We start from the raw sequence: 14,277 nt of genomic DNA, 5'->3' as shown, positions 1-14,277 counted from the left end.
TGAGTTTCAACTGAGATAAAAACTAAGGAGAACATCATGATCAAGACAATCAATATCAAGGCAGCGCTGTTGGCCGCGATGCTGCTGACCGGTGCATCGGCAATGGCGCAAACCGTCAGCGTCGAACTCAAGGGCAGCAATGAAGTGCCGGCCAATCCATCCACTGCCGGTGGCACCGGCAGTATCAGTGTGGCCGCCGACAAGACGGTGAGCGGCAGCATCACGACCACCGGCATCGAAGGCAAGATGGCGCATATCCATACCGGCGCCGCCGGCGCCAATGGCCCTGTGCTGGTCGGGCTGACGAAGAATGGCGATAACGGCTGGACCGTACCGGCAGGCGCCAAATTCACCGATGAGCAATACGCTGCTTATATGGCCGGCGGTCTGTACGTCAACGTGCATAGCGCAGCACATCCGGGCGGTGAGATTCGGGGTCAGTTGTTGCCGAAATAAGTCGTCATCAATTCAATTTGTCCGGAGGACGAGGGCGGTTCGCCTTTCGACTGAACAAGTTGAATCCGGTAAAGCCGTCATCATCGGGTGACGGCTTTTTTTATTGGTGAGGGCGTCGTTGTCGCGTTAATCGTTCTCCATAAATCATCAGACAACATTGTGGCAGTCATGCGGTAAAAAGCCAGATTTTTGCAGCATCAAAAGCCGTTTCCGACGTCCAAAAATCGCAAAAGAAAGTGCGGTTTCACATACTTTGTTGTCGGCTTGTAATCGGCCATGGGTAAGGCTTTGCGTGTTTTTTAATTTGTCCTTGATAATTCGTTTGCAAAATGAAATTGGCGTGTTTATACTCCCCTTCATGTTGTATGACGACTGATAACAATTCGGTCGTATGACAGCCCTTTAATAATAAATACTGCTGCTGCAAGCCTGTTGCGCGCCGCAAGACAATAAGCAGGAGACCGCCCTCGGCGAATCAGCCCTCGGTATCCGGATTACTTGTCTTTGTCTCCTCGCACGTCGGCCGAAGCACGGTACCGGTCGGGAGATAGTCCGTGAGTGTCAATCAAGTCGGCGCTAAGGTCAGCGCCACCGTGCGCGCAGGCGCCAAAGCAAGCCATGTCCGTTATCTGATTTTGTTCATGCTGTTCGTGGTGACTACGGTCAACTACGCGGACCGCGCCACCCTGTCGATTGCCGGCACGTCGATGAAAGCCGAGCTCGGCCTCGACCCGGTGATGATGGGCTATATCTTCTCGGCGTTCAGCTGGGCGTATGTGCTGGCGCAATTGCCGGGCGGCTGGCTGCTGGATCGTTTCGGTTCCAAGAAAATTTATGCACTGAGCATTTTCCTGTGGTCCTTCTTCACGTTGCTGCAAGGCGGCGTCACCTGGTTCGGCACGGCCGCAGCGGTGGTGCTGCTGTTCCTGTTGCGCTTCATGGTCGGCCTGGCGGAAGCGCCGTCGTTCCCGGCGAACGGCCGTATCGTGGCGTCGTGGTTCCCAACGGCGGAACGCGGTACCGCGTCGGCGATCTTCAACTCGGCGCAATATTTCGCTGCGGTGCTGTTCACCCCGCTGATGGGCTGGATCACGCATGTCTACGGCTGGCACCACGTGTTCACCGTCATGGGCGCATTCGGCATCTTGCTGACCTTCATCTGGATCAAGATCATTCATAGCCCCAAAGATCACCCGATGATCAACAAGGCCGAGCTGGAGCACATCGAGCAGGGCGGTGGTCTGGTGGATATGGATCAGGCCAAGCCGAAAGCAGCCGCCGGCGCCGACGACGGCAAGGCCAAGTGGGGTTACATCAAGCAATTGCTGAGCAATCGCATGTTGCTGGGCGTGTACATCGGCCAGTACTGCATCAACACGATTACCTATTTCTTCCTGACCTGGTTCCCGGTGTACCTGGTGCAAGAGCGTGGCATGTCGATCCTGAAGGCGGGTTTCGTCGCGTCGATTCCCGCGGTGTGCGGCTTCATCGGCGGTGTCGTCGGCGGCTTGATTTCGGATCGTCTGATCAAGCGCGGCAATAGCGTCACGATGTCCCGCAAGATTCCTATCGTCGGCGGCATGCTGCTGTCGACCACGATGATCTTGTGCAACTACGTCGATGCGCAATGGCTGGTGGTCGGTATCATGGCCGTGGCTTTCTTCGGCAAGGGCGTCGGCGCACTCGGCTGGGCTGTCGTGGCCGATACCGCACCGAAGGAAATCGTCGGTTTGTCGGGCGGTCTGTTCAATACCTTCGGCAATATCGCCGGCATCACGACGCCGATCGTGATCGGCTATATCCTGAAAGAAACTGGTTCGTTCTCGGGTGCACTGGTGTTCGTCGGCGCCAATGCGCTGGTGACCGTGATCAGCTATCTGGTCATCGTCAAGGAAATCAAGCGCGTCGAACTGAAGCCGCTTTGATCTTGTCGTTTTATCTTGTAATAAGTCGCAGCAATTGCAGCAGATGGGAATAGCCATGAGCACCGAAACACACAGCGAAGCCAGCACCAACGTCAACACGCCGCGTTACATCCTGATGCACGAGAACGACAATGTCGCCATCGTCGTCAATGACCGTGGCCTGCCTGCCGGGACAGTGTTCCCGGACGGCCTGACGCTGATCAGCCAGGTGCCGCAAGGACACAAGATCGCCTTGCGCGATATTCCCCGGGGCGAAGCCATCGTCCGCTACGACGTCGCCATCGGCTATGCCGCGCGCGATATCGCCAAGGGCAGCTGGATCGAGGAATCAGTCGTGACCCTGCCGCCGGCACGTGAGCTGGACAACTTGCCCATTGCCACGCGCAAGGCACCGGCGCTGGCTTCCGTGCCGCTGGAAGGCTATACCTTCGAAGGCTATCGCAATGCCGACGGTTCTGTCGGCACACGCAATCTGCTGGCGATCACTACGACCGTGCAATGCGTGGCGGGGGTGGTCGAGCATGCGGTCAAGCGCATCCGCCAGGATCTGCTGCCGAAGTATCCCAATGTCGAAGACGTGGTCGCACTGGAACACACCTACGGCTGCGGCGTCGCCATCGATGCACCCAACGCCGATATCCCGATCCGTACGTTGCGCAATATCAGCCTGAACCCCAACTTCGGCGGTCAGGCGATGGTGGTCAGCCTCGGTTGCGAAAAGTTGCAGCCGAACCGCTTGCTGCCGGAAAGCATCATCCCGATCCATAAGGAAGGCGAACCCTACGTCGTCTGCCTGCAAGACTCGGAACACGTCGGCTTCAACTCGATGATCGATTCCATCCTGCACATGGCCGAAGCGCGCCTGAAAGAACTGGACAAGCGCCGCCGCGTGACTTGCCCGGCATCTGATCTGGTGGTCGGCGTGCAGTGTGGCGGCAGCGATGCTTTCTCGGGGGTGACGGCCAACCCTGCGGTGGGTTTTGCGACTGATTTGCTGGTGCGTGCAGGTGCTGCCGTGATGTTCTCGGAAGTGACTGAAGTGCGCGACGGCATCGATCAACTGACTTCGCGCGCCATCAATGAAGACGTCGCGCAAGCCATGATCCGTGAGATGGACTGGTACGACAACTACCTCAAAAAAGGCGGCGTCGACCGCAGCGCGAATACGACCCCCGGCAACAAGAAGGGCGGTCTCGCCAATATCGTCGAGAAGGCCATGGGCTCCATCGTCAAGTCGGGCAGCAGCCCCATCTCCGGCGTACTGGCTCCCGGCGACAAGCTCAAGCAAAAGGGTTTGATCTACGCGGCTACACCAGCCAGCGATTTTGTCTGCGGCACCTTGCAACTGGCTGCCGGCATGAATCTGCATATCTTCACTACCGGCCGCGGTACGCCATACGGCTTGGCGGCAGTGCCGGTGATCAAGGTTGCCACGCGCAACGATCTGGCGCGCCGCTGGCATGACCTGATGGACGTCAACGCCGGCACGATCGCCAGCGGCGAAGCGACGATTGCTGACGTCGGCTGGGAGCTGTTCCAACTGATGCTGGACGTCGCCAGTGGGCGCAAGCAGACCTGGGCAGAAAAGTGGAAGCTGCACAATGCGCTGACGCTGTTCAATCCGGCGCCGATTACCTGATTCACGTTCCGCAGCTGTACACAATAAAACCAACAAGCCCCTCGTCGATTGCTCATCGCAGGGCAGGGGCATTCTTTACCCTAAGGAGGAAGCATGGGAGTCATGAATTTCGCGCTGAAGCTGGGCGCAGCAGCAGTCTTGAGCAGCGCAGTGTGTGCCGGCGTTAATGCGGCAACGATGGTGTATGTCTCCAATGCCGATAGCAAGGATATCTACGTCATGCAACTGAACAAGGACGGCAGCGTCACGCCGGTCGAGCAAGTGCAGACCGGCGGTACGGTGATGCCGCTGGCGTTCAGTCCTGATCACACGCGTCTGTATGCCTCGCTTCGCTCGCAACCGTATTCGGTGACGACCTTTGCAGTGGATCAGCAAAGCGGCAAACTCAAGGCGCTGTCCACCGTGCCGCTTGCCGACAACATGGCCAATCTGGCGACCGACAAGACCGGCCGCTTCCTGTTTGCGGCGTCCTATACCGGGCACAAAATTTCGATCAATCCGATCAGCGCCACCGGTCTGGTGCAGCAGCCTGCCACCGTGATCAACACCGGCAAAAATGCCCACGCAGTCGGCAGCGATCCGAAGAACAAGTTCGTCTTTGCTTCCAATCTCGGCAGCGACGTCATCCTGCAATTCAAGTTTGATGCCGCCACCGGCACACTGACACCGAATACGCCTCCGTCGGTCGCCACCAAGGCAGGCGCCGGCCCGCGCCATTTCGTGTTCCATCCGAATCTGCGCTATGTGTTTTCGACCAATGAACTCGATGGCACGGTCAACACCTACGCCTACGATGCAGCGCACGGTACGCTGACCTTGCAAGGCACGGTCTCGGCAGTGCCGGCCGGATTCAAAGGCGATGCGCCGGCGGCAGCCGATATCCATCTGACACCGAATGGCCGCTTCCTGTATGCGTCCGAGCGCACATCAAGCACGCTGGCCGCCTATCGCGTCAATGCCAAGACCGGCGCGCTGACGCTCATCGGCAATGTGCCGACAGAGACGCAGCCTCGTGGGTTCAACATTGATCCGCAAGGCAGATATCTGCTGGCTGTCGGTCAAAAATCCAATGGCATGACCAGTTATGCCATCAACCAGAAAACCGGCGCGCTGACACCCTTGCAGCACTATGAGCTGGGCAAGAATCCGAACTGGGTGGAGATCGTCAACTTCCCCTGAGTTGCCTGGCTTAGCCGACTTGCCTCACAGCACGAGGCATCAACAATCCCTCGCGATGTCATGCGGGGGATTTTTTGTTGGGCATGAAAAATTGCCGATTCGGCAACGTTGCCATTGATTTTCCGCAAAAATGATGCAGAAAAGCGGACTGTCATTTCAACCTTGTTTTAAGATGGCGAAGGCACATCGGCGGGTCAGCCGCAGCCTAGTGGAATCAACATAATCAAAATAATCAGGAGCAGGGAATGCGAAATATCACCGTTCGTTTCAGCCTCATGGGCGCATTGGCGCTATTCGCCGCCATGATCGCACTGGGCGCTGCTGTCGGCATCTTTGCGCTGGGACGCGCCAACCAGTCGACTGTCATGGTGCACGACGTCAGCTCGCGTGCCTTGACCATCAACGACGCCTACAAGGACACCACCCGCACGCGTGCGGCACTGACTCGCGCCTACACTGCGTTGAAAGAGCAGAACGATCAGGAGGTCAAGAACTCGGCCCTGAAGAGTGCGCAGACCAGCTATGACCGCACGCTGAAACTGCTCGATGAATTCAGCAAGGCTCCCGCCTTTAAAGGACAGGACGACAAACTCAAAGCCGATCTGACTGATGCCGGCAAGCAGTTGTCCGATGTATTGAACAAGGCTGCCGACGCCTTGCGCAATAACGACACCGCTGCCTACGCCGAGATCAATGGCCGCGACATCACGGCCAAAGGTGCGAGTTTTTCCACGCAGCTGGAAAAATTCCAGAAGCTTACCAAGGATCTGTCGGAAGACATCGTCGCCCAGCGCGAGCGCGAGTACAACATGGTGGTCTGGCTGGTGGTAGTTGGTCTGGTCGCTGCATTGGCGCTGGTGCTGACCGTACACTTTGTCTTGCGCAGCATCGTGCTGACGCCGCTCAACCGCGCCGTCACCTTGCTGGATCAGGTGGCCAATGGTGATCTCACCATGAAGATCGCCGATCCGGGCCGCAATGAAATCGGCCGTCTGTTTGCGTCGATCCGCAGCATGCAGCAAGGTTTGCTCAACACCGTCTCGCGCGTGCGCAGCAGCACCGACATCATCAACACCGGCGCGCAGGAAATCGCCGCAGGCAATCTCGACTTGTCGGCGCGTACCGAAACGCAAGCCAGTTCGCTGGAAGAGACGGCGGCATCGATGGAGCAATTGACCGGCACCGTGAAGCAGAACGCCGAAAACGCCCAGCAAGCCAACCAACTTGCGCATTCCGCATCCGAGACCGCAGTCAAGGGCGGCGAAGTGGTGGCGCAGGTGGTCGACACCATGAATGCGATCAACGAATCCTCCAAGAAGATCGTCGACATCATCAGTGTGATCGACGGCATCGCTTTTCAGACCAACATCCTCGCCCTGAACGCTGCGGTGGAAGCCGCGCGCGCCGGCGAGCAAGGACGTGGCTTCGCAGTCGTGGCATCGGAAGTGCGCAGCCTGGCGCAGCGTTCCGCCGCTGCAGCTAAAGAGATCAAGGGGTTGATTACCGACTCGGTAGAGAAAGTTGACTCCGGCAGCCGCTTGGTTGAGCATGCCGGCAAGACCATGAGCGAAGTGGTCGAGAGCGTGCGTCGCGTCACCGACATCGTCGGCGAGATCAGCTCTGCCAGCCGCGAGCAGAGCGACGGCATCGGTCAGGTCAACAATGCCATCACGCAGATGGACGAAGTGACCCAGCAAAATGCCGCGCTGGTGGAAGAAGCTGCCGCCGCTGCGCAATCCTTGCAGACGCAGGCGGTAACGCTGGCCGATGCAGTCAGTATTTTCCGCATCGATGCCAATGCGCAGGTTCTTGCACCGGTGGCGCGTCCAAGGACGGTGTCAGCGCAAGTGCCGAAAGCGGTGGCTGCGGCGCCGACTTCAACTTCAGCTAAGCCTGCATTGGCGAAGCCTGCAGCGAATGCTGTCGCCACATCGAAAGCTGCGCCGAAGTTGCCGTCGCCCGGTTCTGATGACGATTGGGAGCAGTTCTGAATCCGGGCAACATCCGGTTTAAAAAGCATCGCTCAGGCGGTGCTTTTTTTACGTCGGTACTTTTTGAACGGACATAAAAAAAGCGCCGGAGCACACGCTCCGACGCTGGAAACCGCCGTTACCGGCGGCTGTGGATACCTGATGAGGTCAGGGTTCTTGACGTGGCATCGCCGGCGAAATTACGCGGCGGTGTACGAAGTCTTCACGGTGGTATAGAACTCGGCTGCGTAAGCGCCTTGCTCGCGCGGACCGAAGCTCGATGCCTTACGACCGCCAAATGGGACGTGGTAATCGACGCCGGCAGTGGCTGTGTTGACCATCACCATGCCTGCTTGCGCATTGCGCTTGAAATGGGTGGCGTACTTCAGCGAGGTGGTGCAGATGCCCGACGACAGGCCAAACTCGGTGTCGTTGGCCAGTTGCAGCGCGTGCTCGTAATTGTCGGCTGGGATCACGGAAGCGACCGGCCCGAAGATTTCTTCACGCGAGATACGCATGTCGTTGTTGCAGTCGGCGAACAGCGCCGGCGTCATGTAGAAGCCGTCGGTGTCGCGCTTGACGCGCTCACCGCCGAAGACGAGGTTGGCGCCTTCCTGCTTGCCGATTTCTACGTACGACAGGTTTTGGTCGAGTTGCGATTGGTCAACGACTGGACCGATGTTGGTGTCGGCAGTCAGCGCGTGACCGATTTTCAGACCGGCCAGCTGGTTGCGTGCTGCTTCGATGAAGCGCGGGTAGATGTCTTTTTCGACGATGATGCGGCTCGAGGCGGTGCAGCGCTGGCCGGTCGAGAAGAACGCGCCTTGTACGGCTGCCGTGACGGCGATATTCAGGTCGGCATCGTTCAGGACAACTAGCGGATTCTTGCCGCCCATTTCGAGCTGGAACTTTGCCATGCGAGCGACGCAGCCTTGCGCCACGCGCGCGCCGGTCGAGACCGAACCGGTGAAGGTCAGGGCGGTGACGCGGCGGTCGTCGATGAAGCGCTGGCCGACCACTGAACCGCGGCCCATGACCAGATTGAACACGCCGGCCGGGATGCCCGAGCGGCTGATGATGTCGGCAATCGCCCAGGCGCTGCCCGGCACCAGTTCTGCCGGCTTGAAGACGACAGTGTTGCCGTAGGCCAGCGCCGGTGCGATCTTCCATGCGGGGATCGCCATCGGGAAATTCCATGGTGCGATGATGCCGACGACGCCAACCGGTTCGCGGGTGATTTCGATATCCATGCCGGGGCGCACGGATGCCAGTTTCTGGCCCTGGATGCGCAACACTTCTGCAGCGAAGAATTTGAAGATGTTACCGGCGCGGCCGGCTTCGCCGATGCCTTCGGCCAGGGTCTTGCCTTCTTCACGCGACAGCAGGCGGCCGAGTTCTTCCTTGCGCGCCAGGATTTCGGAGCCGATCTTGTCCAGTGCGTCGGAGCGCGCCTGGATATTACCCACGCTCCATGCCGGGAAAGCGGCGTGCGCTGCGGCGATGGCGATGTCGGCTTGCGCTGCATCGGCTTGTGCGTACTCGCCGATGATGTCGGAGAGGTCGGACGGGTTGACGTTCTTGTTGATGCTGGCGCCTTGCAGCCATTCACCGTTGATGTAGTTCGCGAATTGGGTCATCGATTTCTCCTGGATGTGGAAGCCAAAACTGACCGCGGGATGAATCCGGCGGTCAGTCGAGGGCTTAGTTATTTACTTAGTTATTTATTGTGTCGTGCAATTTCGGCGCTGCAATTACTGAGGTCCCAGACGCTTGATCAGCGCGGCCAGTTCTTCGTGCTCGGCTTCGGTGCAGGCGGTCAGCGGCGTGCGGACCGGGCCTGCATCGTGGCCAACGACCTTGGCGCCGGCCTTGACGATGCTCACAGCATAGCCGGCCTTGCGATTGCGGATGGCCAGGTAAGGCAGGAAGAATTCGTCGATCAGCTTGCCGACGGTGGCGTGGTCTTCCTTGGCGATGGCGTGGTAGAAGTCCATTGCTGTTTTCGGGATGAAGTTGAATACCGCCGATGAGTAGACCGGTACGCCCAGTGCCTTGTAAGCAGCTGCATAGACTTCCGCAGTCGGCAGGCCGCCGAGGTAGGTGAAGCGATCGCCCAGACGGCGGCGGATCGTGACCATGGATTCGATTTCACCGACGCCGTCCTTGAACCCGATCAGGTTAGGGCAGCGCTCGGCCAGGCGTTCCAGCATGTCGGCGTTGAGCTTGCAGACGCCGCGGTTGTAAATGATGACGCCGAACTTGACCGATTTGCAGACGGCTTCAACGTGCTCGGCGATACCTTCCTGGCTGGCTTCGGTCAGGTAATGCGGCATCAGCAGGATGCCGTGCGCACCCAGGCGTTCGGCTTCTTGTGCGTAAGCGATCGCAGCGCGGGTAGCGCCACCGGCGCCGGCGATGATAGGCACCTTGCCTTTGCAGGTTTCCACGGCGGTGCGGATGATGTTCGAGTATTCGCCCGGCACCAGCGAGAAGAACTCACCTGTACCACCGGCCGCGAACAGCGCGCTTGCGCCGTAAGGGGCCAGCCATTCCAGACGTTCGATATAGGTCTTCGGACGGAAGTCGCCTTGCTCGTCGAAGTCGGTCAGCGGGAAGGAGAGCAGGCCGGCGGAAAGAATCTGTTTCAGGTCTTGTGGTGTGTACATGTCAGTAGTTGCCAGGTGATGAAGTTAAAAATACCGTCGCGCTTGATAACAAATTCCGAACCTGTTCAGCGCTTCTGGAGGGAACTCGTTCTTAAGCGTCTTAAGATATCAGTCATCGTACAACATGAATTGAGAGAAAGCCAGCAGTTTTTGCTGCCGGCCGGTGTTACGTTGGATTTTGTGTTGATTTGCCTGGTGCTAAGCTGGTTCTGCGCTGGTGTGCGTTATCAGCTTGTTGCGATGGTGCAGGGCAATGTGAGGAATACATTATTGCGTTGTCGCGTCGTTGCGCTGTCAGGTCGCCGATGGCTCCGATGCCTCCGATGCCTTTTGTGCATCTGCTGCCGATTCGGCTGCTTCCTGCGCACGGCGCAGGCGTTCGCGGCTGTTGGTCAGGTGGTTGCGCATGGCCGCGCGCGCCGCTTCGGTATCGCGGCGGGCGATGGCTTCGTAGATGTCTTCGTGTTCGCGCTGCACGCGATCCAGATAGCTGGCTTGCGGGTCGCGCGCCAGTTCAGCCGTGTTCAGGCGTTTGCGCGGAATCACGCCGGCGCCGAGGTGGCTCAGGATTTCAATGAAATAGCGGTTGCCGGTGGCGGTGGCGATCTGGAAGTGGAAGCGGAAGTCGGGGCCGACGGTGTCGTTGCCCTTTTTCAGGTTTTCGTGGAAGGCGTCGAGCGCCTGGCGGATTTCCAGCAATTGCTCGTCGGTGCGGCGTGCGGCGGCCAGGCCGGCGGTTTCGGTTTCCAGGCTGATGCGCAGTTCCAGCAGCGCCAGCAGATCCTTCATCGTGGTGATGGTGGCCGGATCGATATTGATGTTGCCGGCCTTTTGCGCCTCCAGCACGAAGGTGCCGATGCCATGCCGTGTTTCCACCAGTCCGGCCGCCTGCAGGCGCGAAATCGCTTCGCGCACCACGGTGCGGCTGACGCCCTGGGTGAGCATGATTTCGGACTCGGTCGGCAGCTTCTCGCCGGGCTTGATGGCACCGCTGGAGATCATTTCAGAAATCGCGCCAACCACCTCCTGAGACAGGCTCTGGGTCTTCTTGCGTGGGCGCATCAGCGGGCTGGGTGTCTCGTTGACTTCCATTTTTATAGGTCGATATGTGTGAAGTAGTTCGCATGGAACCGCGTTCGGATGAACGGGGCAGGCCTGCAAAAAGATATGCGACATCTTACCAGAGGATGACTGGGTTTCGTACCCTTGATGCCGACTTAAATGGCCTTGCAGCCGCGTTGCGACGGGGTTTGAAGAGATTTTTCGGCTTTTCCCGCCGGGTTCAGCAAAAATCCCGGCTGCCGACGTGGATTTCACCCAGCAGATGGGACATGTCCACCAATCGTTTTGCCACCAGATGCTGCACGCCGGCGTGGGTTTGCCAGATGCCGTAGACGCCGAGCAGGGAAGCGTTGAGGACTTCGTTGCGCTGCTTTTCCACCAGCGAGGGCCAGAGAATCACGTTGGTGGAGCCGGTTTCGTCTTCGATGGTGATGAACAGCACGCCCTTGGCGGTGCCAGGACGCTGGCGTACCGTCACAATGCCGCAGCCGCGCGCGAACTGGCCGTCCTGAAAGGTCGTCATGACGTCGTGCGGCAGAAACTTGTGCTTGGTCAGTATGGGGCGCAGCAAGGCGAGCGGATGGCGTTTGAGCGTCAGGCCGGCGCTGCGGTAATCGGCGACGATGTCTTCGGCCTCGGACGGCGCAGGCAGGCGCAGGATGTCTTCGCGTGAGGGGGCGGCATGCAGCAGATCTTTGGCCGGCGCGGCATCGAGGGCTTGCCATAAGGCTTCGCGGCGATGGCCGCTGAGTGCGACCAGTGCGTTGCCGGCGGCCAGCGCCTGCAGGTTGTGTTTGTCCAGCTGAGCGCGGCGCGCCAGATCCTGGAGATCGGTGAAGACATGTTCGCGGCGCGCGCGCTCGATGCGCAGCGCAGGCGCTTCTTTCATGCTGCCCAGCAGCGACAGGCCAAGACGCACTGCGGGGCGGATGTCAGGACGTGCGGGATCGAAGTCTTCCAGCGCGCTTTCCCAGTTGCTGTGCATGACGTCGGGCGGCAGTACGCGCACGCCATGGCGGCGCGCATCCTGAATCAATTGCGAAGGCGAATAGAAACCCATGGGCTGGCTGTTGAGCAGCGAGCAGAGGAAGGCTTCCGGCTCGTGACATTTGAGCCAACTGCTGGCGTAGGCAAGGATGGCGAAGCTGGCGGCGTGGCTTTCGGGGAAGCCGTATTCGCCGAAGCCTTTGATTTGCTTGAAGATGGCATTGGCGAAATCTTTTTCATAGCCGCGATCGAGCATGCCTTGCACCAGTTTGTGTTCGTGCTTTTCCAGTCCGCCTTTGCGTTTCCATGCGGCCATAGCGCGACGCAAGTCGTCTGCCTCTCCCGGTGTGAAGCCGGCGGCGAGCACGGCGATCTGCATCACTTGTTCCTGAAAAATCGGAACGCCGCGCGTGCGTTCGAGAGCTTGGCGCAAAATTTCCTTGGGATAGGTTTCCGGCTCCAGTCCTTGGCGGCGGCGTAAGAAGGGATGCACCATGCCGCCCTGAATCGGTCCGGGGCGGACGATGGCGACTTGCACGACAAGGTCGTAGAACTCTCGCGGCTTCAGGCGCGGCAGCATGCTCATCTGTGCGCGGCTTTCGATCTGGAAGACGCCGATGGTGTCGGCCTTGCAGATCATGTCGTAGGTGACGGGATCTTCGGCGGGAATGTCTTGCATGCGGAAGACATGGCCGCGCCGTTTGGCGACCAGTTCCAGCGCGCGGCGCAGGGCTGACAACATTCCCAGCGCCAGCACATCCACCTTGAGCAGGCCGAGTGATTCGAGATCGTCCTTGTCCCACTGGATGACCGAGCGGTCGGGCATGGCGGCGTTTTCAATCGGCACCAGGCGCGAGAGTTTGTCGCGTGCGATGACGAAGCCGCCACTGTGTTGCGACAGATGGCGCGGGAAGTTCATCAGTTGCAAGGACAGGATTGCCCATTGATGGGCAATCGGTGACTCCGGATCGAGGCCGCATTCGGCGAAGCGCTGCATCATGTTGTAGCGGTCGTCGAACCATTGATGCGACTTGGCGACCTTGTCGACGATGGAGGCATCAATGCCAAGCACCTTGCCGACGTCGCGCAGCACGCCGCGAGGGCGGTAGGTATGGACGGCTGCGGCGATGGCGGCGCGCATGCGGCCGTATTTGCGATAGATGTATTGAATGACTTCTTCACGCCGCTGGTGTTCGAAGTCGACGTCGATGTCCGGCGGTTCGCCGCGCTCCTTGCTGATGAAGCGTTCGAACAGCATGACCGAGCGCGTCGGGTCGACTTCGGTCACGCCGAGGCAGAAGCAGATCACCGAGTTCGCTGCCGAGCCACGCCCTTGCCGCAGGATGCCGTTGTCTTTGGCAAAGCGCACGATGTCGTAGACCGTGAGGAAGTAAGGCTCGTAGGCCATGTCGTTGATCAGTGTGAGTTCGTGCTCGATCTGATCGGTGACTTTTTGCGGGATGCCGGCGGGGTAGCGCAGGTGCGCGCCGAGGAATACTTCCTGACGCAGATAGCCGGCGGGCGTCTGGCCGTCGGGAACCAGTTCTTCGGGATATTCGTAGCGCAGTTCATCAAGTTTGAATGTGCATTGAACCGCGATGCGAAGTGTTTCTGCGAGTGTCGCTGCCGAGAAAATATTTGCCAGTCGCAGGCGCGAACGCAGGTGTTGTTCTGCATTGGGCGCGAGGGCGTAGCCGCAGTCGCCGACCGCTTTTCCAAGACGTATTGCCGTCAGCGTGTCTTGCAGGAATTTGCGTGAACGCACGTGCATGTTGACTTCGCCGATGGCGGCGACCGGCAGGTTGTGGCAGTGGGCGGCTTCTTGAATAACACCGCGATGCAGTTGATCGTAAGGGCGATACAACTGCGTTAATCCAAGCCAGGCGCGCTGCGGGAAGGTACGCGCCAACCAGGCAGTCTGCTGTTCGAGCAGAGTTGCATCGGCAGGATAATGTGGCGCCAGGATCACCAGGCAATCGGGCAGACCGCACAGATGTGCGTGGGATACCTGTGGCGCGGAAAAATCATCGATGTCGATGCGATAGCTGCCCTTGTCGGCGCGTGTGCGACCGAGCGTGATCAGCTCGGACAGGTTGCCGTAGCCTTCGCGATTCCGGGCCAGTACGATCAGGGTCATGGGTGGTTTTCCGGCTTCCCATTCGATGCGAAAGCAGGAGCCGATGATGAGTTTGAGGTCGGCTTTTTTTGCTTCCATATGCGCGCGCACCACGCCGGCCAGTGAGCATTCATCGGTTATGGCAAGCGCGGTGTAGCCAAGTTGCACGGCGCGTGCGGCGAGTTCTTCCGCGTGCGAGGCGCCTTCCAGAAAGCTGAAATTGGACAGGCAGAACAGTTCGGCGTAGTCAGGAATGGATGAGGTATCGGGCATGGTT

General features: G+C 59.2%; 9 protein-coding genes. 5 read left to right on the top strand and 4 right to left on the bottom strand.

Features of this window, described 5'->3' with window-relative positions:
- The first annotated feature begins 36 nt into the window (after positions 1-36).
- The 5 genes from hmeg3_RS15605 (at position 37) to hmeg3_RS15585 (ending at position 7,190) form a co-directional block, all read left to right on the top strand.
- A complete protein-coding gene (locus tag hmeg3_RS15605) occupies positions 37-456 on the top strand; it encodes a CHRD domain-containing protein (RefSeq protein WP_094564536.1) in 420 nt (139 codons plus the stop codon).
- Between the two features lie 641 nt (positions 457-1,097).
- Positions 1,098-2,381: an MFS transporter gene (locus tag hmeg3_RS15600; protein ID WP_232512019.1), complete on the top strand. Its 1,284-nt coding sequence runs from the start codon at positions 1,098-1,100 to the stop codon at positions 2,379-2,381.
- A gap of 55 nt (positions 2,382-2,436) precedes the next feature.
- A complete protein-coding gene (gene garD / locus hmeg3_RS15595) occupies positions 2,437-4,020 on the top strand; it encodes a galactarate dehydratase (protein ID WP_094564535.1) in 1,584 nt (527 codons plus the stop codon).
- 93 nt (positions 4,021-4,113) lie between these two features.
- The gene (locus hmeg3_RS15590; protein ID WP_198361712.1) at positions 4,114-5,199 is read left to right on the top strand and encodes a beta-propeller fold lactonase family protein; all 1,086 of its coding nucleotides are present in this window, start codon (positions 4,114-4,116) and stop codon (positions 5,197-5,199) included.
- Between the two features lie 245 nt (positions 5,200-5,444).
- Positions 5,445-7,190 carry a methyl-accepting chemotaxis protein gene (locus tag hmeg3_RS15585; protein WP_094564534.1) on the top strand — a complete coding sequence of 582 codons (1,746 nt, stop codon included), beginning with the start codon at positions 5,445-5,447 and terminating at the stop codon, positions 7,188-7,190.
- A gap of 179 nt (positions 7,191-7,369) precedes the next feature.
- Here the strand turns inward: hmeg3_RS15585 and hmeg3_RS15580 are convergent, their stop codons facing one another.
- From hmeg3_RS15580 to hmeg3_RS15565, 4 genes are all read right to left on the bottom strand, one after another.
- Positions 7,370-8,806, bottom strand: a complete 1,437-nt coding sequence (locus hmeg3_RS15580; protein WP_094564533.1) for an aldehyde dehydrogenase family protein — start codon at positions 8,804-8,806, stop codon at positions 7,370-7,372.
- 114 nt (positions 8,807-8,920) lie between these two features.
- Positions 8,921-9,835 (bottom strand): 5-dehydro-4-deoxyglucarate dehydratase, encoded by a 915-nt coding sequence (gene kdgD / locus hmeg3_RS15575; protein ID WP_094564532.1) that lies wholly within the window; start codon positions 9,833-9,835, stop codon positions 8,921-8,923.
- A 294-nt stretch (positions 9,836-10,129) separates the two neighbouring features.
- On the bottom strand, positions 10,130-10,927 hold the full coding sequence (locus hmeg3_RS15570) for a FadR/GntR family transcriptional regulator (protein ID WP_094564531.1): 798 nt from the start codon (positions 10,925-10,927) through the stop codon (positions 10,130-10,132).
- 190 nt (positions 10,928-11,117) lie between these two features.
- Entirely contained in the window at positions 11,118-14,273 is a 3,156-nt protein-coding gene (locus tag hmeg3_RS15565) for an error-prone DNA polymerase (RefSeq protein ID WP_094566388.1), read from the bottom strand.
- Between the last annotated feature and the right edge of the window lie 4 nt (positions 14,274-14,277).

Source organism: Herbaspirillum sp. meg3 (genome assembly GCF_002257565.1).
Classification (GTDB): Bacteria; Pseudomonadota; Gammaproteobacteria; order Burkholderiales; family Burkholderiaceae_D; genus Herbaspirillum.
The sequence above is the reverse complement of the archived record's forward strand: the minus strand, read 5'-3'. Positions and strand labels throughout refer to the sequence as shown.